Consider the following 24,076-nt stretch of genomic DNA (forward strand, 5'->3'; position numbering starts at 1 on the left):
CGCCGATCAGTCGTTGGCGATAAGCCCCGGCGCGATCGCTCGCGCGGACGGCGCCGCGTCCGAGGTGATCCGCCCGGAGCGCAGGCGCAGGACGCGGTCGCAGCGTGCCGCCAAAGCCGCATCATGCGTGACGAGGACCAGCGTCGCGCCCCGCGCGCGCTGCAAACCGAAGAGGAGTTCGATCACGTGGGTTCCGTTCTCCTCATCGAGATTGCCGGTCGGCTCGTCGGCAATGAGGATCGACGGATTGGGGGCCAGAGCCCGCGCCAAAGCGACGCGCTGCTGCTCGCCGCCCGAAAGCTCGGCCGGATAATGCGCCAGCCGGTCGGCGAGGCCCACCGTCGCAAGCTCCGCTTCCGCCCGCTGGAAGGCTTGCGCCACGCCGGCGAGTTCGAGCGGCACGGCGACATTTTCGAGTGCCGTCATCGTCGGGATGAGATGGAACGATTGAAAGACGATGCCGATCCGCGCGCCGCGAAAGCGCGCCAAGGCGTCTTCACTGAGCGCGTGCAGAGCCGTGCCGTCGACCGTCACCGTGCCGGATTGCGGCCGCTCGAGCCCCGCCATCGCCATCAGCAACGTCGATTTGCCCGAGCCGGAGGGCCCCGTCAGCCCTACCGAGGAACCGCGCGCGATGGCCAAGGAGATGCTTTTCAGGATATGAACGCGCGCCGCGCCGCGGCCAAGGCTCAAATCGACATCGTCAAATATGATCGCCGCATCGTTCATTATCGCGTCCAGATTCCGCTTCGCTCTCGCTGTCGCACTAGCGCTTTCAATTCCGGCGGTTTTCGGGCTTTTCGCGACGGCGGCCGCCGTCGCCAAGCCGCTCAAGATCATCGCCTTCGGCGACAGTCTGACGGCAGGCCCGGAGCTACCGGCCGATGCCACCTTCCCCGCCGTGCTGGAAAAGACGCTGCGCAAAACGGGCTATGACGTCACGATCATCAATGCCGGTGTCTCCGGCGATACGGCGGAGGATGGGCTCGCACGGCTCGATTGGGCTCTCGCCGATGGCGCCGATGGCGTTATCCTCGAACTCGGCGCCAACGACATGCTGCGTGGCCTCGCCCCCCCCCGCACACGCCAAACGCTCGATGCGATCCTTGCCAGGCTCGCGGCGCGGCACATCAAGGTGCTAATCGCCGGCATGCGCGCGACGCCGAGCCTCGGCCCCGACTATGTGCAGGCCTTCGATGCGATCTATCCGGCGCTGGCGGCGAAATACAAAGTGCCGCTCTATCCATTCTTCCTGCAAGGGGTCACAGGCGACCGGAGCCTCGAACTCGCCGACGGCCTGCATCCGAACCGCGCTGGGGTCGAGCGGATCGTCGCCGGACTTCTGCCGCAAGCGGAGATGTTCGTCCGCTCTCTCGCAGCGCAATAAGGTCTTTCTCAAAAATTAAATCCGGGCCAAAATGAGCGTAGTCGGAATCGATTCGGTGCGTTGACGCATCAGCGGCGATGCACAGGCCCGTTTCCTGTCGCGATCGCGCTTCGTGATTACGGCGCGGTCCTCATCGAGAGGAGGATCCCATGCCCCGTTTGTTCACGGGTCTCGAGATTCCTTCCGATCTTGCCAGCGATCTCGGAATGCTGCGCGGAGGTATCTCCGGCGCTCGCTGGATCGACACCGATCGTTATCATCTCACGCTCCGCTTCATCGGCGATATCGACTATGCCACGGCGCGCGATGTCTGCGGCACGCTGGAACAGATTCGCCGGCCGGCCTTCACCGTTACGCTGGAGGGGCTTGATTCCTTCGGCGGCGGCAAGCCGCGCGCGATCATCGCCAAGGCGAAGCCGGCCGCGCCGCTCGTCGAGCTCCAGGCCGAGCAGGAACGGCTGATGCGGCGGATCGGCATTCCGCCCGAACCGCGCAAATTCACCCCGCACATCACGCTCGCGCGGCTGCGCGACGCCTCCAGCGCGGCCGTCGCCGCTTATCTGACGACGCGCGGTTTCTTCTCGCGCCGCTTCGAGGCGACACGATTTGTTTTGTTCTCGGCGCGCTCTGCCACCGGCGGCGGGCCCTATCTGGTCGAGGCGGACTTTCCGCTGGGGTAAACCTGGCGAAAACCGCACGGCGCCTTATCTCCTTCACGGGAGCCGCGACATGAATGCGGGACGCAAGACACCCCTAGAGATTGCCCGCCGCCTGAGCCGGCGGCCCAAGCGCGAATCGCCCGGCGCCTGGCGGCGCGAGACCTACACGCTGCCGCGTGGCGAGGCCCGCGCCAAGGCGCACGAATGGTTCGATGCTTTCCCGAAGGCCGCCTATATGACCGAGATCGAATCCTGGCGCGAACTCGCGGACGGGCAGATCGAATTCACCATCCGCCGCCTGCCGAGCGCGGACTAACCTTCAAGCCTCCGAAATATCCGGCGTCTGCCAGGCGAGATGCTGGCCGGCATCGACGGCGATCATCTGGCCAGTCACACTTTTCGCCTCGACGAGATAGAGCACCGCGTCGGCGATCTCCTCGACATGGACGGCGCGCTGAAGCAGCACGCCCCCGACCTCCTTCTCGAAGGCGGCATCGCCCTGCGGCGTATTCGGCAGCACCGGCCCCGGCCCGATCGCGTTCACCCGGATCTGGCGTGGCGCATAGGCCTGCGCGAGGGTCTGCGTCGCCCACCACAACGCCGATTTGCTGATGCTGTAAGAGAAGAACTGCGGCGTCGGCCGCAAAACACGCTGATCGACCAGATTGACGATCGCGGCGTCCGTTCCCTCCGGAACCTGAGCGGCGAAATGCTGCGCGAGCAGCAGCGGCGCGCGCAGATTGATCGCGACGAGCTTGTCGAACAAAGCGGCGTCGATCGCCTCGGCCGCATCGTGCTCGAAGATCGAGGCGTTGTTGACAAGAACAGACAGCGGACCGAGCGCCGCCGTTGCGGCCTCGACAATGCGCGCCGGCTGCTCGGCATCCGCGAGTTCGGCAGCGATGACGACGGCCCTGCGGCCCTGTTCCCGCAGATGCGCGGCGAGTGTCTCCGCCTCGGCCCGCGTCGCTTCGCTGGCGTGGATGGCGAGGTCATAGCCCGCGCCGGCAAGGCGCTCGGCGATCGCGCGCCCGATCCGGCGGGCGGCGCCCGTCACCAAAGCGGCCTTGCGCGACATGACTTGCTCCCCTCGATGTTCCGGCAGCCCTTTTACGCAGTTTCGCGGCGGCGCGAAATGCGAGGCCAGCCAAGCCTCTTGCGGCGGCCTCCTGAGAGACGGCGCATTAAACAAGCAGCGTTAAATAATATAGCCAAGTAATAGCTGAGTACTTGTGTTAGAATATTGTTTACCACGCCGGGAAGATTACCTTAATAGGCATGGTTAATATATTATAACTCAAGATATTTTGTATTTTACGAATCTTTTATTTAATTCTTAGGTAACCAGCCCCCGCTAAATCTCCGCATCGAAGGTTTCGTAGCGTGAGGTGAGGAATGAAACGGCTTCTACTGGCGATCGCCGCGACGGCGGCGAGCTTCCCGGCGCTGGCCGCCGATCTGCCGCCCTATTCGCCGCCGCCCTATTATCAACCGGCGCCGATCTTCACCTGGACGGGCGCCTATGTCGGCGCCAACGCGGCCTTCGGCTTCGGCAATTTCACCAACGGCGGCTCACCCTATTTCGGCAGCGCGGATGGCGGCCTTTTCGGCATTACGGCGGGCTATAATTATCAGTCCGGGCCGCTGGTCGCGGGCGTCGAAGGCGACATCGCTTTTGGCGGCATCAGCGGCTCGAACAGCCCTTACGGCGGCGTCTATTCCAACGGTAACGTCAATGCCGAAGGCTCGCTGCGCGTGCGCTTCGGCTATGCCTTCAACCATACACTGGTCTACATCACCGGCGGCTATACCGGCGCAAATCTGAAAGGCTCGGTCACGGACTACGCCGCTTCGCCCAATATCTATGCCAATGAATCGACCTTCCTGAACGGCTGGACGATCGGCGGCGGTATCGAATTCGCCCTGACGCACAATGTCTCGGTGAAAGCGGAATACCTCTACAGCGATTACGGCAGCGGCAATCTCTTCAACGGGACGATCGACAGCATCCACCCCGGCCTCAGCCTCTCGACCCTGCGCGCCGGCGTCAATTATCACTTCTAAAAAAGTCGCCTGACGGCCAGCCGGGTCGATCTGGCTGGACGTGCTAAGCCGTCACCCGCGTCGCCGCGAAGGCCGGCACATCGGCCGCGAAGGCGTCGAGCCAGGCGACAAGCACGGGATGCTTGTCCCGCCAGGCACCGGCGAAACGCAAATCGAGATAGCCGAGCGCGCAGGCAAGTCCGATATGGGCGATGTCCCGCGCGCCCGATGGCGGCGCCGCGGCGAAGGCAGCGAGGCCGCGCGTTACCTTCTCGGCCTGGCGATCCACCCACGCCTGCGACCAGAGTTCCGGCGGCCGGAAACGCTTCTCATAGACCTGCAGCAGCGCGGCGTCATTGATCCCATCGGCAAGCGCCGCCGCGGTCAGCACACGCCAGCGCGCCGCCGGTTCCGCCGGAATGAGGCGATCGCCCCCGGCGTGCGCGTCGAGATATTCGACGATGACGCGGCTGTCATAGAGCGTCGTGCCGTCGGCGAGAATCAGCACCGGAATCTTGCCGAGCGGATTCTGCCCCCGCAACGAATCGCTGGGGTCGCTCGTATCGGCGAACACGACCTCGATTTCGTCGTGCAGGCCGAGCAGGTCCGCCGCAATCTTCACCTTGCGGCCGAACGGGGACGCCGGCGCCGAGCGCAATATCATCATCTGGAAATACCTGTTCCGGTTTGAGCGCGTGCGGGCGCGCGCCGACGTGGCCTACGCCCGCAAATTCGAGGCTCAATTACCAGAATCTTCCCGATCCGCGATCCCGAATTTGTGAAATCCGGGCGCAGCGCGATCTAGACGAGATGCAAATCGACGGCTTTGGGGCCTTTGCCCTTTTTGTCCGGCTCGGTCTCGAAGCTGACGCGCTGTCCCTCGTTGAGCGTCGTCAGGCCGGCGCGCTCCACAGCGGTGACATGCAGAAAGATATCAGGGCCGCCGCCGTCCGGGGTGATGAAGCCAAACCCTTTGTTGGCATTGAAAAATTTGACAGTTCCCTGCTGCGGCATATTTCTCTCCCTGACTTTACGACGCTGGCTTTGGCCAACGCTTATTTTTCGACGCAACGCAAAGTCTTATCCCGCGTCTGCCCGCAAGCACACCAACTGGTCAATGCTTGGCAAGCCACGCGACCTCGACGTCGCCCCGGCCCATGGTCGCCATGGTTTTGGCAAGATACGGCAAAATCAGCCGGGCTTCCACATCAAGCGTGAAGGGAGGATTGAGAATTATCAGGCCGCTAGCCGCCAGAGGCGCATCCGGCCGCGGCGGCGCGACCCCGAGCCGCAGATAGAGCACGTTTTTGACGCCCTGCCGGGGCAGCTCCATCTCCAACGCGCTTACGAAATGGGCAACGGCGCTCGGGTCCTTGATCGGAAACCAGATCGCGAAGGTGCCCGTCGGCCATCTCGCAACCGCGAGCAAGAGGGCGGCTTTAAGCGCCTCGAACTCGGATTTCGATTCGAAGGGCGGATCGACGAGGACAAGACCGCGCCGCTCGCGCGGCGGCACAAAAGCGTTGAGCGCCATATAGCCGTCGATCTCGACGATCTTCACCCTGGCATCGCGGCCGAGCCGCGCCTTGAGCGCCGGGATCACCTCCGGATGCACGTCGCAGAAGATCATCCGGTCCTGCGGCCGGGTGAGTTTCTGCGCCAAGGCGGGCGAGCCCGGATAGAGCGGCGGGTCGGCCGAGATCAGCGGCCGGACCAGCGCGAGATAGGGTTCGAGCAATGCCGCGACCTCGGACGGTGGCGGCGATTCGAGCAGCCGGCCAATGCCGCCGCGCCATTCGGCGGTCTTTTCCGCCCTTTCGTCCGAAAGATCATAGATGCCCTCGCCCGCATGGGTATCGATGACCCGGAAGGGCGTCTCCTTGCGGCAAAGATAGACAAGCAGGCGCGTCAGGATCGCGTGCTTGAAGACATCGGCGAAATTGCCGGCATGGAAGGCGTGGCGGTAGTTCATCCGGTTAGACCGCGTTCAGGAAAAGTGGAAACCGGTTTTCCGTCCGAAAGCGGTCTCACAATTTGAATGAGAACGTTTTCATAACGCGAACCGGGCTCCACTTCGCGTGAAAACGTTCTAGCGCATCGGCGCGACGGCGATCTCAGGCGCATAGCAGGAGTGCTGCGCGACCTCGGGACAAGGCACGAAATTGCGCACGTCCTTCGACAGGCAAAAACGGACCTCCGACAATTCGCGGCCGACGCATTCGACCGCCATCATGCCCGGCCGTAGCCGTGGGTTGGCGGTGTAGAAGGCGCGCTCGATCTCGATCGCGCTGGTATCCTGTTCGGTTTGCGCATTCTGGAACGCCGGCGGGACGACAATGAGATCGCGCGCCCGGCGCACATCGGCGAAATAGGCGGCCGGGCTCTTGCCCGAACAGGTGCCGTGCTTGCGCCATTCATAGCGCGCGAGGCCAGTGTCGGGGTAAAGCCCCTCGATCGATTGCAGCACCATCCAGGATGGCGAGCCGCCGCCGCAGTCAGAGGGAAAGCCCTGATTGTATTGCGGCCATAGGCCATGCACGACGAAGCCGAGACCGCTGCCGGCGTGGCATTGGTCGGGCGCCTTCTCGTCCCCGCCCGTATCGCAGAAGCCGGGAGACCAGGAGAGCGAAAATACATAGAAATCGAAATCGCCGGGCGCGCTGGCGCCGCTCGGCTGCGGTGAATAGCTCGGCGGCGGTGATGGCGCGCTCGGCGCCCAAGAGCCGCTCCCGCCGGGACTCGCGGGGACCTGATCGCCGCTGCTCGGGCCTTTGTTCTGGTCACTATTCGGTGGCGGCAGCGGCTTCTTGTCTGCGCAATTGTCAAGAATGCAGCCCGAATATTGCGCGGCCGCGCCAAGCGGGCAAAGCGCGTAAAGGCCGGCAAGCACGGCGGCCCGCAGCAGGCGCAAGACGATTGCCATGCCGCCCTCCCTGCCGATGCTCAGGGCCGCGCATCGCGGCAATAGCCGCCATAGGAATGGTTGCGATCGAGGCCAGCGACACACCATTCGACGTCATAATTGAAGCCGATGAAGCCGGCGTCCTCGACGATCGAATAACTGACGGGGCGGACCGCCTGATTGTTGAGATAGACCTGCGCCGAGCAATAACGCCGCGGAATGTAATCCAGCCCCTCGGTGCGGAAGCCGATCTCGCGGATATCGCCGAGATTGACGATCTCCAGACCCGATTTCCAGAATTCCGTCTCGCGATCATGGAACAGCGAGCGGATTCGGTCGAAAACCCCCGGGTCGGCGCAGCTCGGCAGCACGCCGGCATAGGAATCATAGCGCTTCTCGGCCGGAATGAGGGGCCGGGCCGTGGCGATCGACGCGGCGCAGAACGGCGCCGCCACGAGACAGGCCATGGCGAAACAGGCGGACCGCGCCAGAGCGGAAGCTTTGGACCCTGTCATGTCGATCTCCGGGGTTCGGGCGGCGAGACGATGCTTCGCCGCGCTCCGAGCGTCAAGGGCGCCGCGGACACACGGTACAGCGATTGCGGGGCTGAGCCAGGATATCGCTCTGGCCCGAAAAGCGTTCCGCTTTGTGGTCATGGGTGTGTCCTTTTAGGACGCTGCTGTGTCAAATCTTCGGGACCGATTGGAAATGTTTCGGGGCAAGCCGCAGTCGGAGCTGCGTGCGGCCACCGGAGCCACTTGGGCAAACGCCCTGCCGCGCAAGAGCACCGCGCTTCTGCGTGGCAGCTTCGCGTTTTTCGCCGCCGCGGTCGATTTCGGCCTTATCACGGCCTGCGCCTATCTGGCGCATCTGTCTCTCCACAATGCCGCCGTCACCCTGCCCGCCGGCACCTATACCCGGCTTGGACTGCTGACCTCAATATTCTTCACCTGCGTCAGCGCCATCCGCGACGATTATTCGGTGACGAAATATCTGACGTTCGACCGGCTCATCCAGCGCTCCATCGTCCCCTGGAGCATCGCCGTGCTCTGCACGCTGGTGCTGCTGATCTCGCGCCGGCCGCTCGCCGATTCCGAACCGCTCGCCCTGTTCATTCTCTTCGGCGGCGGCTTTGTTGCAGTCAATTTCGCCCGGCTGTTGATCACCATCCAGACCCGCGCCCGCGCCCGCCGCGGCGAGATCGCCGCGCATCGCATCTTTCTGCTCGGCTATGAATCCGAACTTGAAGCTTTCACCAAGCGCTACGAGCCCTGGGTCTTCGGCGTCCACATCGTCGGCGCCGCCGTGCTGCGCGGGCCGCAGAGCCTCGAGGAAGATCTGGCGCTGGCCCGTGCCTCGGCGCGGATGCTCGCGCCCGACGACGTGTTTATCCTGGCGCCGTGGAGCGAGAAGCCGACCATCGATGCCGCCATCGAAGCTTTCCTGCATGTGCCGACCTCGATCCACCTCGGCCCGGAGAGCGTGCTCGACCGCTTCACCAAGGCGCGCATCACCAAGACGGGCCCGGTATCGAGCCTCAATATCGTCCGCGACCCGCTGAGTCTCGCAGAGCGGATCGCCAAGCGGATGTTCGACATTGTCTGCGCCGGCCTCGGCCTCATCCTGCTGTCGCCGCTGTTTCTGATCGTCGCCATCGCGATCAAGCTCGACAGCCCCGGCCCCGTGATCTTCAAGCAGCGGCGCTACGGCTTCAACCAGCAGCCCTTCCGCATCTTCAAGTTCCGCTCGATGTCGACGCTGGAGGACAGCGCCGATCTTACCCTGGTCAAAAAGGGCGACGCGCGGGTCACGCGCGTCGGCGAATTCATCCGGCGGCATAATATCGACGAACTGCCGCAGCTCTTCAACGTCCTGATCGGCAACATGTCTCTCGTCGGTCCGCGCCCGCATGCGCTGGTCATCGACCAGATTTTCGAGCGGCGCATCGCGCTCTACGCGCGCCGTCATAACATGAAGCCGGGCATTACCGGCTGGGCGCAGATCAACGGTTTTCGCGGCGGCATGAGCGAAGAACGGATGCGCGCCCGCGTCGAGCACGACCTCTATTACATCGACCATTGGTCGATGTGGTTCGATATCGAAATCCTGTGGCTGACGCTGACCAGCAAGCGCGGCTATACCAACGCCTTCTGACGTCCCTTGCCGCCTTCGACCTTCTGATAGTCCTTGATGTCGGCGAAGGTGATCTCCGGCCATTTCTCCTGCTCATAACGCAGGTCCCAGGCGGAGGCGGCGAGATAGACCGGCGCACCGTCGAGATCGACCGCGATGGATGTCGGATAAGCACGCGAGAATTTTTCGAGCTCGGCCGGATTTTCCGCGCTCACCCAGCGGGCAAGCTCGAAGCGCGAGGTCTCAAGCGCTACGACAAGGCCGTATTCGGCAGCGAGCCGCTCGACCAGCACATCGAGCTGCAGGGCGCCGACGACACCGACGATGGCATTCGACCCATCGTTGGGCAGGAAAAGCTGGACGACGCCCTCCTCGGCCATTTGCTGCAAAGCCTCACGCAATTTCTTCGCCCGCATGGCGTCGGAGATTTTCACCCGGCGCAGGATTTCCGGCGCGAAGCTCGGCACGCCGCGAAAGACGAGATCCTCGCCCTCGGTCAGGGTGTCGCCGATGCGCAAAGTGCCGTGGTTCGGGATGCCGACCACATCGCCCGCATAGGCCTCATCGGCGACGTGGCGATCCTGGGCGAAGAAGAATTGCGGCGCGTTGAGCGCCAGATTCTTGCCAGTGCGCACAAGCTTGGCTTTCATGCCGCGCACGAGTTTGCCGGAGGAGACGCGCACGAACGCGATGCGGTCGCGATGGTTCGGGTCCATGTTCGCCTGGATCTTGAATACGAAGCCGCTCATCTTCGACTCGCGCGGATCGACATGCCGGCTCGCGGCCTCAAGCCCGCGCGGCGGCGGCGCGAATTCGGCGAGCGCGTCGATAAGATCCCTGACACCGAAGGTACGAAGCGCGCTGCCAAACAGCACCGGCGTCAAATGGCCTTCGAGAAAGGCCTGCTTATCGAACGGCTTGAGCGCCGCCCGCGCAAGTTCGACCTGATCCTGGATGGTCTGCGCCTCCAGCGGCGGCAGAAGCGCGGTGAGCGCCGGATCATTGGGTCCCGTGACTTTGAGCGGCGCATCCGCTGCTTCGAGGCGGCGCACGACGTCATGACGCAGATCGTAGACGCCGGCGAAATCGCGGCCGGAGCCGAGCGGCCAGGTGATCGGCGCGGTATCGAGCGCCAATGTCTTCTCGATCTCATCGAGAAGATCGAACGGGTCGCGGCTCTCGCGATCGAGCTTGTTGATGAAAGTGACGATCGGAATGTCGCGCAAGCGGCAGACCTCGAACAATTTGCGCGTCCGCGCCTCGATGCCCTTGGCCGCGTCAATCACCATGACGGCGGAATCGACCGCCGTCAGCGTGCGATAGGTGTCCTCGGAGAAGTCCTCGTGGCCCGGCGTATCGAGCAGATTGAAGACGCAGCCGCCATATTCGAAGGTCATCACCGAGGTGACGACGGAGATGCCGCGTTCGCGCTCGATGCCCATCCAGTCGGAGCGGGTCTGGCGGCGATTGGCCTTGGCGCGTACCTCGCCGGCAAGCGCGATCGCGCCGCCGAAGAGCAGCAGCTTTTCAGTCAGCGTGGTCTTGCCGGCATCGGGGTGCGAGATGATGGCGAAGGTACGCCGACGCGAGACGGGATCGGGTGCGGTCATAGCAATTTAATAGAGGACGCGATGGATGTGGCGCGGGAGCGTGGCAATGTCAATCGCCGGAGCCTGAGCCGGGTGGACGCCTTTCCCCAGCAGGAGGCTGATTTCACGCCGGCGGCTCGTCAGGAGCCGTGGGTGGCGCCGACGGGGCCGGTTGCCGTGCCCCCAACCCCATCGTAAGCGCCGTCAGTCCGGAGAGACTGCCGAGCTGCATACTGTCGGCCGCCGTGCTCGGCACGATGACGATCGTCGAGTTATGCTTCAGCCCCTCATACAGCATATTCATTGCGCGCAAATGCAGGGCCGTCGGGTTGTTGGCGTAACTCGCGGCCGCCTCGCCAAACTTTTCGGCGATCTGGCGCTCGGAATCGCCGAGGATGACACGCGCCTGACGCTCGCGTTCGGCCTGCGCCTGCATCGACATGGCATCTTCGAGCGCTGGCGGGATCAAGACGTCCTTGACCTCGACCGAAATGACATTGATGCCCCAGGGTTCGGTGCGCAGGTCGATGATCCGTTGCAGCTCCACGCTGATCTTTTCGCGGCCCTCAAGCATGTCGGCGAGGATCGTTTTGCCGATCACGTCGCGCAACGCCGTCTGCGCCGCCCAATTGATGGCACTTTGATAGTCAGCGACGTCGAGCGCCGCTTTCATCGGATCGACGACCTTCCAGAAGAGAACGGCGTCGACATTCACCGGCACCGTATCCTTGGTGAGCGTGCGCTCGGCCGTGAACGTGGACGTGATGACGCGGATATCGATCCAGTAGGGAATCGTATCGATTACAGGAATAATGAAGAACAGCCCCGGCCCGCGCAACGCATGAAAACGGCCGAGCCGCAGAACGACGGCGCGAGTCCATGGGTCGGCGACCTTGAGCGCGGTGGCGACAAGGGCCGCGACGAGCACAACGACAAAGATGAATGCCGGGCCCAGCCAGCCGCCGTTGGGGCCGAAATAGAGAAAATCGAGCCCAAGGCCGGCAACAAGAATGACGATGAAGACCACTGTCGAAAGGGCGTTCCTTTGCCGCATGGCGTAGACCTCCGCATAAGGACAGCGATTTGGATCTTTTTCGCAGGGAGACCGGCAAGTCTCCGCGCATCATTTACAGCAACTCGCGCAGGCGCCGGAACACGATGAGGCGCGAAACTAGCCCGGTGGTGACGGCGATGCCGCCAGCGATGAGCACGATGACACTATAGCCTTTGATCGAAAGTGCGAAACTGCCGAACATCGCCTCGAGCTGATCGCCTCCGGCCGTCGTGCGCATCAAGACAGATATGGAGCTCGAGAGCAGAAAAACCAGGATCGCCGCGCCGCCGCCGATGATCCCGCCGCGCAGGCCGAGGCGGAAGAAATGCCGCTGGAACTGGCGCGAAATATAGCCGTCCGCGGCGCCGACGAGATGCAGGACTTCGATGATCTCGCGGTTGCCCGCCATCGCGCCGCGCGTTGCGAAGCCGACCGCCAGAACCATTGCCACCATGACGAGCGCGAGTATGACGAAGGCGATGACGACCACAGTGCCGGCCATGATGGAGAGCCGCTGCAGCCACAGCCGGTGATCGTCGATCGTCGCATTCGGCACCTTGTCTATCACCGCCTTTCGCAAGGCATCGACATCGAGCGCCGCCCTCGGATCGAGCTTGACGACGATGAGCCGCGGCACCGGCAGCTCGGAGAGATCGAGACCCGCGCCGAGCCAGGGCGTGAGCAGAGCCTCCGACTGCGCCTTGCTATAGGCATAGACGTCGGCGATGCCGGGAATGGCGCGCGCTGCATCAAGGGCAGCTGCTACATCGGCGTCGAGATCGCGGCCGGTGACGGGCCGCACCTGGATTGTCATCTCGCGCGCGACCTCGCCGCGCCAGCCATCAGCGGCATTGGCGATCAGCATGGCCGTGCCGGCCGTGAGCCCGGCGAGGAAGGTCATGATCGCAATGACGGTAACAAGCGCGCGGCCCGCGATCGAGGCGGCGGGAACCAGCGGCACGTCACGGCGCAAGCCCGCATCCGCCTCATCGACGAAGCGCCTGAGACCGCGCTGTTCTTCGGAGCTTGCGTAGATCATGCCGCGCTCACTCATAGATGTGCAGCCGGCAATCGCCGAGCACGAGACGGCGCGCCGTCTCGAACTGGTCCATCAGCGCGAGATCATGGGTCGCGATGACGACGGCGGTGCCCGACTTGTGCAATTCTGCGAACAGCCGCAGGAGGCGGCGAGCCAGGGTCGGATCGACATTTCCGGTCGGCTCGTCGGCGAGCAGAAGCTCCGGCCGCACGATGAGCGCGCGGGCAATGGCGGCGCGCTGCTTTTCGCCGCCCGAGAGCACCGGCGGCAGCGCATGTATATGCTCGCCAAGACCAACCCAGCGCAAAAGTTCAACGACCTCGGCGCGATAAGAGGATTCGTCGCGGCCCCGCACCCGCAGCGGCAGGGCGACATTCTCATAGGTCGTTAGATGATCGAGCAGGCGGAAATCCTGAAACACGACGCCGACGCGGCGGCGCAGATCGGTGATCTGATCCTTGCTGAGCTGCGCGGCGTCCCGGTTGAAAAGCGAGATGAGGCCGCGCGTCGGCTTCAGCGACAGCAGAATGAGGCGAAGCAGCGTGGTCTTGCCGGCGCCGGACGGGCCCGTCAAAAACTGGAACGAATGCGGCTCTATCTCGAAGCTGATGTCCTTCAAGATCTCGCCGCCCATCCCATAACGCAGGCCGACGTTCTCAAATCGGACCAAGACATTCTCCTGCGCCGGGCGTTTCCGCCAAACGAATCACGGCCTTAACCGCAGATTAACCATAGCAGCCGACCATCCTCCGCATCACGCGGGAAATGAATCGCGGCGCCTTTCATCAACGAGTTTGAACCGGCCATGCTGATCGACTGCCCGAGCTGCGGCGCCTCCTACCATATCACCAAGGCGACGCTCGAACCCAATGGCCGCCGTGTCGCCTGTCCGCGTTGCGAGACGATCTGGTTCGCAAAGCCCAGCAAGCCGGACATCGAGGAAGACGCCACGGTTCCGTTCGCGCCGGACCTGCGCATTTCGCCGGACGACCGGCTGACGGCAGGCATGGGGCACAAAGGCATGGCGCACACGGGCACGGCGCACAAAAGCTTCGCCCGCGCCGTTTCGACCCCCGCGCCACCCGCGCCGCGGCCGCACATTCCCGCCTTCGTTCACAATTGCTTCGCCGGAACCCTGCTGCTCGCGCTGGCGATGGGGCTCATCGCCTCGCGCGGAACGGTTGCGCGCGCCTGGCCCGGAGCCGGGCGTCTTTATGCGGCGATCGGCATCCCGGTCGAGCACAACGGCCTGGCGATCCGCGACCTTCACACCAGCCTGACGCGCCTCGACGGCCAGTTGCTTCTCGGCGTCGAAGGCGAAATCGTCAATCTCCGCCCCGACGCGACCCCCGTGCCGGCGGTGCGGCTGGCGATTCGCGATGCGGACGGCCACGAGCTTTACGCCTGGACAGTGCGCGCCGAGCGGCGGACGCTCGCCGCCGGCGACAGCCTGCTCTTCCGCGCCCGGCTCGCCCAGCCACCGGCCGGGGGCCGCGACGTCGCCGCGCGCTTTGCCAACACGGATATGCTCGCCAGCCGCTGATGTGCAATCGGCTCCCCGCCCACGCTTTGCTGGCCAGGACACGCGGTAAACGCTAAAGCTCGACCGTCTCGCACCGCGAAGCCTAACGAGGAGACTGCGCCATGCAGCGTCTGATGCATTCCGCCACAGGTCTTTTTCTGCTTGTCGCCGTCACCTGCGCTGGCGCCACGGCGTCTCTTGCGGCATCCGCCTACGAGGTGACGGTCGTCACGCCCGGCGGGAATGCTACGCCCGTCATCTATCGTCTCAATGTCGCAACCGGCGAGGTCAGCTACACCTACGGCGTGAATTTTTCCGGCACCAAAGACCCGCAACCCGTCCCGCAGGGCGTCTATCGGCTTTATTCGGCGGCGGGCGCGGACGGCAAAGGAAACTATTGGCTCTACCGGCTGGAAACGCAGTCCGGCCGGCTGTGGGTGCTGGGCGCGGGCGTCTGGAACGAGATCGCCCCGGCGAAATAACGACTTCCCCCGCGCGCCCGTCGGGGTTTCCCTTATTTCCGGCAAATTCCGGCTTTGTATCGTGTCCAATGTCGCCATATAGGAAGCGGCAGGACGAGCGAGATCGGATGCATTTTGGCGGATGAAGATAAACCGGAAGCGAAGCCGAAACGCTCGCTTTTCGAGCGGCTCCTTGGCCGCAAGGATGCGGATATCCCGCCGCCAGCCGCGCCGGAATCTGCCGCGCCCGATTTTGCCGCGCCAGAATTGGCTGCGCCCGAGGACGTGCCAACAGCGACGCCCGAACCTCTCGCGCTGGAGCCTGTCGCCGCGCCTGCGCCGCAGGCGGCGGAAGCCAAGCCCGAGCCAATAGCAAAACCAAGCTGGTGGGCGCGGCTGCGTCAGGGCCTGTCACGCTCCTCGCAATCCATCGGCGGCGGCATCGCCGACATATTCACCAAGCGCAAGCTCGATTCCGAGACTCTGCAAGAGCTCGAAGATGTGCTGATCCGCGCCGACCTCGGCACCGGCGCGGCGCTGCGGATCGCCGAGGCCGTGGCCAAGGGCCGCTATGACAAGAATGTCAGCCCCGATGAGGTGAAGACCATCCTCGCCTCCGAAGTCGAAGCGGTGCTGGCGCCCGTCGCCCGCCCGCTCGAGATCGATGCGAGCAAACGGCCCTTCGTGATCCTTGTCATCGGCGTCAACGGCTCCGGCAAGACGACGACGATCGGCAAGCTCGCCGCCAAATTTTCGCGCGACGGCTTCAAGGTCGTGCTCGCCGCCGGCGATACATTCCGCGCGGCGGCGATCGAGCAATTGCGCATCTGGGGCGCGCGGTTCCATTGCGAGGTCATTGCGCGCGAGAGCGGCGGCGATGCCGCGGGCCTCGGCTATGACGCGCTGGAGGCCGCGCGCGCGCAGAACGCCGATCTGCTCATCATGGATACCGCCGGCCGGCTGCAGAATCGCACCGAGCTGATGGCCGAGCTCGAAAAGATCATCCGCGTGATGAAGAAGCTCGATCCCGAGGCGCCGCATGCGGTGCTGCTCGTCCTCGACGCGACGGTCGGCCAGAACGCGCTCAGCCAGGTCGAGATTTTCAGCCGCACGGCGGGCGTCACAGGCCTGGTGATGACCAAGCTCGATGGCACAGCGCGGGGCGGCATCCTCGTCGCCATCGCGGACAAATTCAAACTGCCGATTCATTTCATCGGCGTCGGCGAGGGCGCCGACGATCTCGAATCCTTCACCGCACGCGATTTCGCCCGCGCCATCGCCGGGCTTGAGGAATGAGCATCGGACCCGAAAGCAGGAACCGGTTTCCGGAGCAATCCGATGCGCGAGGAAAAGGCCTTTCATGACCGAAACCGCACAAAAGCCCGCAGCCAAACCGGCAAGGTCGCCGTGGCTGAAAATGACGCTGGAGCTCGGGCCGCTCATTCTGTTCTTCTTCGCCAATGCGCGGCCGAAGCTGTTTGCGCCCTATGCGCATCTCGTCCTGCCGCCCCATCTGCTCATTGGCGAGAATGCCGGCCTCTACACCGCGACCATCGTGCTGATCCCGGCCGTGCTGATCGCGCTCGTCGTCTCCTACATCCAATCGCGCCGCCTGCCGGTGATGCCGCTCGTCACCGCGATTCTCGTCGTCATCTTCGGCGCGCTGACGATCTATTTTCAGGACCCGCGCTTTATCAAAATGAAGCCGACGGTCCTTTACTTCGCCTTTGGCGCGGCGCTGCTCGGCGGCCTTTATCTCAAGAAGCCGATCCTCGAAATCGTGCTCGACAATTCCATGCCGCTGACCGAGGAGGGCTGGCGTCTCCTCACCTTGCGCTGGGGCCTGTTCTTCTTCTTCCTCGCGATCCTCAACGAGATCGTCTGGCGCACGCAATCGAACAATGTGTGGGTCTATTTCAAATTCCCCGGCACGATGATCCTGATCTTCCTCTTCACCCTCGCGCAATTGCCGCTGATGATGAAGCACGAGTTGAAGGAAGAAGAGCCGACGGGATAAGCCTCGCCCTCACCAGAAGAAGAGCGCCGTTACCAGAATGAAGACCGGCAAGAGGATCGCGCCCGACCAGGCGAGATAGCCAAAGAAGCTCGGCATCGGCACATGGGCGCGGCGCGCCAGCGCATAGACCATGAAATTCGGCGCATTGCCGATATAGGTCAAAGCGCCCATGAAAACCGCGCCGAGCGAAATGGCCGCAAGCGTCGGCGCGAGCGGGCCCGAAAGCTGCGCCGGATCGCCGCCGGCAAGGCCGAAGAAGACGAGATAGGTCGGCGCATTGTCGAGCAGCGAGGACAGCAGCCCCGTCGCCCAGAAATAGGCGGCATCGTTCGGCGCGCCGTCGCCACGGGAGAGCAGCGCGATGACCGGCGCGAAAGGACCATCAGTCTTCGCGGCCAACAAGACCATCACCGGAACGATGCAGATGAAGATCGCGGCGAAGAGCTTGGCGACTTCCTCGATCGGCGCCCAAGAGAAATGATTGGCGGCGCGATCCGCTTGCGGCGTCACCGCCAGCGAGATAAAGCCGACCGCGATCAGGACACCGTCGCGCAGGATGTTCTGCAAGACGAGATGCGTCCCGAAAATGTCGAAAGCAATGCCGGGCCGCCAGACGCCGCTGATGACGATTGCGGCGACGGCAACGCCGACAAGCGCGACATTGGCAAGGCCGCGCACGCGCATGGGCGCCTCGCCGGGCGCGAATTTCGGCTCATGACGGGCGAAATAGGTATCCACGGCGAAGAAGATCGCGAGCAGCAGCCCGGCTGTCAGAAGCCAGTGCGGCCACAGATGCCGCAGCGGCCAGAAGAAATCCACGCCGCGCAGAAAGCCGAGAAACAGCGGCGGATCCCCAAGCGGACTCAAAGCGCCGCCGATATTCGCGACAAGGAAGATGAAGAAGATGACGAGATGTATCTTGTGCTGGCGTGTCGCATTGGCTTGCAGCAGGGGGCGGATCAGCACCATCGAGGCGCCGGTCGTGCCGATGAGACTCGCCGCCAATGTGCCGGCTGCGAGCAGCGCGGTATTATGCCGTGGCCGCGCCGGCGCGAGATCGGACACGACAATGCCGCCCGCCGCCGTATAGAGCGCGAAGAGCATGGCCATGAAAGGCAGATAATCGGTGAGCAGCGCGTGGAGCGCGGCCTCCGCGGTCGGCGCCGGGCCCAGCATCGCCGCCTGCAATGCGAGCGCGAGCAGCGCCCAGAAGGCCGCGGCCTTGCCGTAATGCACGTGCCACACTCGCCGCGCGAGAATCGGCCCAAGGGCAATCGAGATCAGCAGACCGGCGAACGGCAGCGCCAGCCAAAGAGGCGGAGGTGCATGGCTCAATGCGCCTCGTCCCAATTCTGGGCCGCCTTGGCATCGACCTGCAGAGGCACGGAGAGCTGAATCGCGGGGTGCGGCGCGTCGGTCATGATTTTGCGGACGAGCGCGATCGTCGCCTCGACTTCCGCGTCGGGCACCTCGAACACCAACTCGTCATGGACTTGCAGAAGCATCTGCGCCGAGAGGCCGGCCTTCTCCAAAGCCGCATCCATCCGCGCCATGGCGCGGCGGATGATATCGGCGGCGGAGCCCTGGATCGGCGCGTTAATCGCGGCGCGCTCGTTGAACGCGCGCTCGGACGGGTTCGAGGCGTTGATACGCGGATAATGGCATTTGCGGCCGAAGAGCGTCGTCACATAGCCTTGCGCGCGCGCGATACCCTTGGTCGCGTCCATATAGGCGCGGATGCCGGGGAAGCGCTCGAAATATTGCCTGATATAGGCGCCCGCCTCATCACGCGGGATACCGAGCTGATTGGCGAGGCCGAAGGACGAGATGCCATAGATGATGCCGAAGTTGATCGCCTTGGCGCGGCGGCGCACTTCGGAGGGCATCCCAGCGACCGGCACGCCGAACATTTCCGATGCCGTCAACGCGTGAATGTCGAGCCCATCTGCGAACGCCTGGCGCAATTGCGGAATGTCGGCGATATGCGCCAGCAGGCGCAGCTCGATCTGCGAATAATCCGCCGAAATGAGCTTGTGCCCGGGCGCGGCGATGAAAGCGCGGCGGATCTTCCGGCCCGCTTCCGTGCGCACCGGAATGTTCTGCAAATTCGGCTCCGAGGATGAGAGCCGCCCCGTCGTGGTCGCCGCCAGCGCATAAGACGTATGCACGCGATGCGTCTGCGGGTTCACATAGCCTGGCAGCGCGTCGGTATAGGTCGATTTGAGCTTCGAGAGCTGTCGCCAATCCAGAATGAGCCGCGCGAAAGGATTGCCTTGTTCTGCTAAATCCTCAAGCACGCCGGCCGCCGTCGACCAGGCGCCGGTCGCGGTCTTCTTCGCTCCGGGCAGGCCCATCTTGCCGAAGAGAATATCGCCCAATTGCTTGGGCGAACCGAGGTTGAACGTCTCGCCCGCGACGGCGAAGATTTCGGCCTCAAGCCGCGCCATATCCTGCGCGAATTCGCCGGACAGACGCGAGAGAATTGTCCGGTCGATGGAGATTCCGCGCGATTCCATCCGCGCGAGAACTTCGACCATCGGCCGTTCCAGAGTCTCGTAGACATTGGTCATGCGCTCGGCCGGGAGGCGCGGCTTCAGCACGTTCCAGAGCCGCAGCGTCACATCCGCGTCCTCGGCCGAATATTCCGTCGCCCGCTCGATCGGCACGCGGGCGAAGCCGATGAACGTGCGGCCGGAGCCCGCGACCTCGCCGAAGGCGAGCGGCTTATGATGGAAGAATTTCTCGCTGAGCACATCCATGCCGTGATCGGTCAAGCCGGCGTCGAGCACGTAGGAGAGCAGCAAAGTATCGTCGATCGGCCGCACCGCGATGCCATGCTGCTTGAAGACGAGCGTGTCGAACTTGGCATTATGCGCGATCTTCAGCACGCTGGCCGATTCCAGCAGCGGCAGCAGGCGCGCCAGCACATCGGCGACAGGCAACTGGCCGGGCAGCAGCGCGTCGCCGCCGAAGAGATCGCCGGCGCCTTCGCCGCGATGGCGCAGCGGGATGTAGACGCCCTGCCCTTCCACGACGCAGAGCGAAATACCGACGAGTTCTGCCTGCATCGGATCGAGCGAGGAGGTTTCCGTATCAACCGCGACAAGCCCGGCCTCGAAGGCCGCGGCGATGATGTGATCGAGATCGGCAAGCGCGGCGATCGTCTTATACGTGCTGCGGTCGAACGGGGTGACGAGCGCCAAGGCCGCGCGGGCGCTCGCGAGTTCCGCCGGACCGGACGGTGCAATCTCGCGCTGCGGCGCCTCGCCATAGCGGGCGTTCTTGCGCGGGCCGGAGGGGCGTTGCGTTCCTTCGATCTTCTCTTCCGCCGTCTCGATCGCAGCGACGGTTTCGATGATCGCGCCATTGCGGCCGCGCCAGGCGGCCGGACCGACGAAAGCCGGATCGGGTTCGATCGCCTCGGCGGCAACGCCGCAGGTCTCGGCGGCACGCTTGGTGATCGTCGTGAATTCCATCGCCTTGAGAAAGCCGATGAGCGTCGGACCATCTGGCGCGGCAAGGCCGAGATCGTCGAGCGGCACCTCAAGCGCGACATTGCGTTCGAGCGTCACAAGCTGTTTCGAGACCTTGATGAGTTCGACGCTTTCCGGCGTCGTGAGAATTTCGCGGCGCTTGGGCTGCTTGATCTCGCCGGCGCGGGCGAGCAGCGTATCGAGATCGCCATATTCATTGATGAGCTGCGCCGCGGTCTTGACGCCGATGCCGCGCGCGCCCGGCACATTGTCGGTCGAATCGCCGGCGAGCGCCTGGACGTCGACCACTTTTTCCGGCGGCACGCCGAAATAATCCTGCACTTCGGCGAGACCGATGCGCCGCTCCTCCCGCTCGCCGGAAGCTGGATCGTACATCGCGACGCCATCGCGAATGAGTTGCATCAAATCCTTGTCGGCGGAGATGATGAGTACATCGGCGCCGCGCGCCCGCGCCTCATCGGCATAGGTCGCGATGAGATCGTCCGCCTCGTAGCGGTCCTGTTCGATGGGAACGAGGCCGAAGGCGCGCACGGCGGCGCGCATCAGCGGAAACTGCGGAATGAGATCTTCCGGCGGTTCGGAGCGATTGGCCTTGTAGGGCGGATAAAGCTCCTTGCGAAAGGAATTCTCCGACTTGTCGAAGATGATGCCGAGATGCGTCGGCTTGATGCCGGCCGCGCCCTCGCGCACGAACTGGAAAAGCTTGGTGCAGAACAGCCGCACGGCGCCGGTCGGCAAGCGATCGGACCGGTAATTGTACTTCGCGTCCTGCCGAATCGATTGGAAGTAGGCGCGGAAAATGAACGACGATCCGTCGACCAGAAAAACGTGATCTCCGGCTTTCACCGGGTCGTGATGCAAGGACATGATGTGGGAGCGGCTCAAAAGATGGTGTCGTCGTTAACATAGGCCGCGGCCGCAGCCGGCGCCATCCAGACCGGCGCTGCGCTGCTGATTAACCAAAGCGCCGCCGATTTCAAAGACTTATGCTGCATTGCACAGAATATGGCCAGATTTCGCCCGATTGATTACGGTGTGCGCCCCGTAACATCATGTGAAATCCACATAAATTTCAAAGCTTGCGAACTATCGCAAATCATATTGCAATGCACTATATCGGGCGTCCGGCTCTGTCGTGACCCTTGAAGGCGCGGCCGGGTGAATAGCGGAGCGCATGATGAACCTACGCGAGACTTTGGGGCAGAGGTTGGAGGTGGCTTTCGGCCGCCGTACCGGCGCTTGGCCGCCGCCGCGTCTGTCGCTGGCTTTGCAAGGCGGAGGCTCCTTCGGCGCCTTCACTTGGGGAGTGCTCGATCGCCTGCTCGAATCCGGCGATGTCGATTTCGACACGGTGAGCGGCACTTCGGCGGGCGCGTTCAATGCCGTGCTTTTGGCGGACGGCCTCGCGGCAGGCGGTCGTGACGCCGCGCGGGAGAAGCTCGCCCATTTCTGGGAGCGTCTGAGCCGCACTGCCGCTTTCGGCCCCTTCGGTTCCTCGGCGCATTTCGCGCCCGGCGGCGCCGCCGGCGCCATCTCGCTGTGGACGCGCCTGCTCTCGCCCTATCAGTTCAATCCGCTCGACCTGAACCCGCTGCGCACGATGCTGAACGAGGAAGTGGATTTCGAGCGGCTGCGGTTTTCCTCGCCGATCGGCCTGCTCATCGCCGCAACCCGCGTCGTTGACGGGCGTGCGCGCATGTTCAGCAATGCGGAAATCAATGCGGACGTAGTGCTCGCATCCGCCTGTCTGCCGCTCTACAGCCATGCCGTGACGATCGACAATGTCGCCTATTGGGACGGCGGCTATTCGGCGAACCCGCCGCTGCTCGATCTCGTCGCGGTCAGCCGCGCGCTCGATTTGCTGATCGTGCAGATCACGCCCGCGCTCAGCACAGAGACGCCGACGAGCGCGCAGGAGATCATGCGCCGGCTCGATCAGATCACCTTCAATTCCTCGCTCCAGGCGGAGCTGGCGAGCCTCGCGCGGCGCACTGACCGCAGCCGCCAGCTCTCCGGCCTGCTTTCGAGTGAGGGACGCAAGCTGCGCCGGCTCGCCATCCACCACATCTCCGCCGAGGAGGAATTCGCCGGCCTCTCCGACGCCAGCGCCAACAATCTCGATTGGAGCTTCCTCACGACGTTGCGCGACCACGGCCGCGCCGCCGCGAACACCTGGCTCGTGGGCAAAGCGGCCGCTCGTGAAGAGCCGCGGGCCATCGCGCCGCTCAAGGCCGCCATGACGATTTAAGCAGGCGAAAATCGCCAACCCGTACTATATGAAGCGCAAATCGAACGGCGAAGCTGCCCGCCGCAACGAAAGATGCGCATGCCACAAGACCTGCAAGACTTGGACGTTCTGCTTTTCATCGACGGCGCCTGGCGGCGCGGCGCCGGCGGGCGCACGCTTGATATCATCGATCCCGCGACCGAGGAGCTGATCGGCAAGGTCGCCCGTGCCGAGACTACCGATCTCGAGGCCGCGGCCGCGGCGGCCACGCGTGGCTTCGCGCTCTGGCGCGCCACATCGGCCTTCGAGCGTGGCAAGATCCTGCGCCGCGCGGCGGCGATGCTGCGCGAGCGGATCGAACCCATCGCGCAGATCATGACGCGCGAGCAGGGTAAGCCGGTCAAGGAAGCCAGGGTCGAAATCGCGGTCGCCGCCGATACGCTCGACTGGTTCGCGGAGGAGATGCGGCGCGCCTATGGCCGTGTCGTGCCGGCCCGTGCGCCGAACATCACCAATCTCGTGCTGAAAGAGCCGGTCGGCCCCGTCGCGGCCTTCACGCCGTGGAATTTCCCCATCAACCAGATCGCCCGCAAGCTCGGCGCCGCTCTCGCGGCCGGCTGTTCGATCATCGTCAAGGCGCCGGAGGAAGCCCCCGCCTCGCCCGCCGAGTTTGTCCGCGTGCTGGCCGAAGCCGGCGCCCCGCCCGGCGTTATCAATCTCGTCTTCGGCGTGCCGGCGGAAATCTCGGCCCATCTCATTCCGCATCCCGCGATCCGCAAAATCTCCTTCACCGGCTCGACCGCCGTGGGCAAGCAGCTCGCGGCGCTCGCCGGCGCGCATATGAAGCGCGCGACGATGGAGCTTGGCGGCCATGCACCGGCGATCGTCTTCGCCGACGCCGATCTCGATGTCGCGTTGCGGGTGCTGCTCGCGCGCAAGTTCCGCAACGCCGGCCAGGCTTGCACCGCGCCGACGCGCTTTCTCGTTCAGCGCGACGTCTATCCACAATTTCTCGCCCGCTTCGTCGCGGCCGCCGAGGCGCTTAGGATCGGCAGCGGCTTCGATCCCGCAACGGATATCGGCCCGCTCGCCAATCCGCGGCGCCTGACGGCGCTGCAAACCCTTGTCGAGGACGCGGTCGAGAAGGGCGCCAAGCTCGTGACTGGCGGCACGCGCCGCGGCAGCAAGGGCTATTACTTCGCGCCGACCGTGCTGGCGCATGTACCGACAAGCGCGCGGGCGATGAACGAGGAGCCCTTCGGGCCGATCGCGCTCGTCAACTCCTTCGACACGCTTGACGACGCCGTCGCGGAAGCCAACAGGCTGGCCTATGGCCTCGCCTCCTACGCCTTCACCGCCTCGACCGCGACCGCCGACGCGCTGGCGCAGAGGATCGAGGCCGGCATGGTGGCGATCAACGATTCGCATCTGAGTTCGCCGGAGCTGCCGATCGGCGGCGTCAAGGACAGCGGCTATGGCAGCGAGGGCGGCCCGGAAGCGGTCGAAGCCTATCTCGTCACCAAGCTCGTGACCCAGGCCGCAGGCTAGA

The 24,076-nt window shown here is 64.2% G+C and carries 24 protein-coding genes; 11 read left to right on the plus strand and 13 right to left on the minus strand.

Going from position 1 to position 24,076, the window contains the following annotated elements; all coding sequences use genetic code 11:
* Nucleotides 1-6 precede the first annotated feature (6 nt).
* Entirely contained in the window at nt 7-729 is a 723-nt protein-coding gene (locus CWB41_RS01660; protein ID WP_115835715.1) for an ABC transporter ATP-binding protein, read from the minus strand.
* On the opposite strand from CWB41_RS01660, the gene CWB41_RS01665 reads away from it, so the two are divergent.
* The 3 genes from CWB41_RS01665 to CWB41_RS01675 all read left to right on the plus strand — a co-directional run bounded on the left by CWB41_RS01665 (nt 710) and on the right by CWB41_RS01675 (nt 2,362).
* Nucleotides 710-1,387, plus strand: a complete 678-nt coding sequence (locus CWB41_RS01665; RefSeq protein WP_115835714.1) for an arylesterase — start codon at nt 710-712, stop codon at nt 1,385-1,387. The two genes, CWB41_RS01660 and CWB41_RS01665, sit on opposite strands and share 20 nt — an antisense overlap.
* A gap of 149 nt (nt 1,388-1,536) precedes the next feature.
* On the plus strand, nt 1,537-2,067 hold the full coding sequence (gene thpR / locus CWB41_RS01670) for an RNA 2',3'-cyclic phosphodiesterase (RefSeq protein WP_115835713.1): 531 nt from the start codon (nt 1,537-1,539) through the stop codon (nt 2,065-2,067).
* A gap of 49 nt (nt 2,068-2,116) precedes the next feature.
* On the plus strand, nt 2,117-2,362 hold the full coding sequence (locus tag CWB41_RS01675) for a hypothetical protein (RefSeq protein ID WP_115835712.1): 246 nt from the start codon (nt 2,117-2,119) through the stop codon (nt 2,360-2,362).
* A gap of 3 nt (nt 2,363-2,365) precedes the next feature.
* Here CWB41_RS01675 and CWB41_RS01680 read toward each other — a convergent pair whose 3' ends face one another.
* Nucleotides 2,366-3,124, minus strand: coding sequence for an SDR family oxidoreductase (locus tag CWB41_RS01680; protein WP_115835711.1), 759 nt, complete (start codon nt 3,122-3,124; stop codon nt 2,366-2,368).
* 317 nt (nt 3,125-3,441) lie between these two features.
* Here CWB41_RS01680 and CWB41_RS01685 point away from each other — a divergent pair, with 317 nt between their 5' ends.
* The gene (locus CWB41_RS01685; protein WP_115835710.1) at nt 3,442-4,110 is read left to right on the plus strand and encodes an outer membrane protein; all 669 of its coding nucleotides are present in this window, start codon (nt 3,442-3,444) and stop codon (nt 4,108-4,110) included.
* Between the two features lie 43 nt (nt 4,111-4,153).
* On the opposite strand, the gene CWB41_RS01690 is transcribed toward CWB41_RS01685, so the two are convergent.
* From CWB41_RS01690 to CWB41_RS01710, 5 genes are all read right to left on the minus strand, one after another.
* Complete coding sequence (locus CWB41_RS01690; protein WP_115835709.1) at nt 4,154-4,756, minus strand: glutathione S-transferase family protein; 603 nt, start codon at nt 4,754-4,756, stop codon at nt 4,154-4,156.
* Between the two features lie 134 nt (nt 4,757-4,890).
* The gene (locus CWB41_RS01695) at nt 4,891-5,103 is read right to left on the minus strand and encodes a cold-shock protein (protein WP_115835708.1); all 213 of its coding nucleotides are present in this window, start codon (nt 5,101-5,103) and stop codon (nt 4,891-4,893) included.
* Between the two features lie 100 nt (nt 5,104-5,203).
* The gene (locus tag CWB41_RS01700; RefSeq protein WP_115835707.1) at nt 5,204-6,061 is read right to left on the minus strand and encodes a 23S rRNA (adenine(2030)-N(6))-methyltransferase RlmJ; all 858 of its coding nucleotides are present in this window, start codon (nt 6,059-6,061) and stop codon (nt 5,204-5,206) included.
* Between the two features lie 117 nt (nt 6,062-6,178).
* Nucleotides 6,179-7,012, minus strand: coding sequence for a ribonuclease T2 family protein (locus CWB41_RS01705; RefSeq protein ID WP_115835706.1), 834 nt, complete (start codon nt 7,010-7,012; stop codon nt 6,179-6,181).
* A gap of 20 nt (nt 7,013-7,032) precedes the next feature.
* Nucleotides 7,033-7,506 (minus strand): hypothetical protein, encoded by a 474-nt coding sequence (locus CWB41_RS01710; RefSeq protein ID WP_129396375.1) that lies wholly within the window; start codon nt 7,504-7,506, stop codon nt 7,033-7,035.
* Between the two features lie 193 nt (nt 7,507-7,699).
* On the opposite strand from CWB41_RS01710, the gene CWB41_RS01715 reads away from it, so the two are divergent.
* Nucleotides 7,700-9,145: an exopolysaccharide biosynthesis polyprenyl glycosylphosphotransferase gene (locus CWB41_RS01715; protein WP_115835703.1), complete on the plus strand. Its 1,446-nt coding sequence runs from the start codon at nt 7,700-7,702 to the stop codon at nt 9,143-9,145.
* Here the strand turns inward: CWB41_RS01715 and CWB41_RS01720 are convergent.
* The 4 genes from CWB41_RS01720 to ftsE all read right to left on the minus strand — a co-directional run bounded on the left by CWB41_RS01720 (nt 9,127) and on the right by ftsE (nt 13,476).
* Nucleotides 9,127-10,734, minus strand: coding sequence for a peptide chain release factor 3 (locus CWB41_RS01720; RefSeq protein WP_115835702.1), 1,608 nt, complete (start codon nt 10,732-10,734; stop codon nt 9,127-9,129). The two genes, CWB41_RS01715 and CWB41_RS01720, sit on opposite strands and share 19 nt — an antisense overlap.
* A gap of 103 nt (nt 10,735-10,837) precedes the next feature.
* Entirely contained in the window at nt 10,838-11,767 is a 930-nt protein-coding gene (locus CWB41_RS01725) for a slipin family protein (RefSeq protein WP_115835701.1), read from the minus strand.
* Nucleotides 11,768-11,840: 73 nt separating this feature from the next.
* Nucleotides 11,841-12,821 (minus strand): cell division protein FtsX, encoded by a 981-nt coding sequence (locus CWB41_RS01730; protein ID WP_245441058.1) that lies wholly within the window; start codon nt 12,819-12,821, stop codon nt 11,841-11,843.
* The gene (ftsE, locus tag CWB41_RS01735) at nt 12,814-13,476 is read right to left on the minus strand and encodes a cell division ATP-binding protein FtsE (RefSeq protein WP_115835700.1); all 663 of its coding nucleotides are present in this window, start codon (nt 13,474-13,476) and stop codon (nt 12,814-12,816) included. The genes CWB41_RS01730 and ftsE overlap by 8 nt, the downstream gene beginning before the upstream one ends.
* Nucleotides 13,477-13,611: 135 nt before the next feature.
* Between ftsE and CWB41_RS01740 the strand changes: the two genes are divergently transcribed.
* The 4 genes from CWB41_RS01740 to CWB41_RS01755 all read left to right on the plus strand — a co-directional run bounded on the left by CWB41_RS01740 (nt 13,612) and on the right by CWB41_RS01755 (nt 16,806).
* The gene (locus CWB41_RS01740; RefSeq protein ID WP_115835699.1) at nt 13,612-14,349 is read left to right on the plus strand and encodes a zinc-ribbon domain-containing protein; all 738 of its coding nucleotides are present in this window, start codon (nt 13,612-13,614) and stop codon (nt 14,347-14,349) included.
* A gap of 101 nt (nt 14,350-14,450) precedes the next feature.
* Entirely contained in the window at nt 14,451-14,810 is a 360-nt protein-coding gene (locus tag CWB41_RS01745; protein WP_115835698.1) for a hypothetical protein, read from the plus strand.
* A 114-nt stretch (nt 14,811-14,924) separates the two neighbouring features.
* Complete coding sequence (gene ftsY / locus CWB41_RS01750) at nt 14,925-16,085, plus strand: signal recognition particle-docking protein FtsY (RefSeq protein WP_342633300.1); 1,161 nt, start codon at nt 14,925-14,927, stop codon at nt 16,083-16,085.
* A 64-nt stretch (nt 16,086-16,149) separates the two neighbouring features.
* A complete protein-coding gene (locus CWB41_RS01755; RefSeq protein WP_115835696.1) occupies nt 16,150-16,806 on the plus strand; it encodes a septation protein A in 657 nt (218 codons plus the stop codon).
* Between the two features lie 9 nt (nt 16,807-16,815).
* On the opposite strand, the gene CWB41_RS01760 is transcribed toward CWB41_RS01755, so the two are convergent.
* Nucleotides 16,816-18,141 (minus strand): sodium:proton antiporter, encoded by a 1,326-nt coding sequence (locus CWB41_RS01760; RefSeq protein ID WP_245411184.1) that lies wholly within the window; start codon nt 18,139-18,141, stop codon nt 16,816-16,818.
* Nucleotides 18,138-21,167 (minus strand): DNA polymerase I, encoded by a 3,030-nt coding sequence (gene polA, locus CWB41_RS01765; protein ID WP_115835694.1) that lies wholly within the window; start codon nt 21,165-21,167, stop codon nt 18,138-18,140. The genes CWB41_RS01760 and polA overlap by 4 nt, the downstream gene beginning before the upstream one ends.
* A gap of 310 nt (nt 21,168-21,477) precedes the next feature.
* On the opposite strand from polA, the gene CWB41_RS01770 reads away from it, so the two are divergent.
* Nucleotides 21,478-22,548: a patatin-like phospholipase family protein gene (locus CWB41_RS01770; RefSeq protein WP_165203917.1), complete on the plus strand. Its 1,071-nt coding sequence runs from the start codon at nt 21,478-21,480 to the stop codon at nt 22,546-22,548.
* Nucleotides 22,549-22,626: 78 nt separating this feature from the next.
* Complete coding sequence (locus CWB41_RS01775; RefSeq protein WP_115836336.1) at nt 22,627-24,075, plus strand: NAD-dependent succinate-semialdehyde dehydrogenase; 1,449 nt, start codon at nt 22,627-22,629, stop codon at nt 24,073-24,075.
* The last annotated feature ends 1 nt before the right edge of the window (nt 24,076 follow it).

It is taken from the genome of Methylovirgula ligni, assembly GCF_004135935.1.
Taxonomy (GTDB): Bacteria; Pseudomonadota; Alphaproteobacteria; order Rhizobiales; family Beijerinckiaceae; genus Methylovirgula; species Methylovirgula ligni.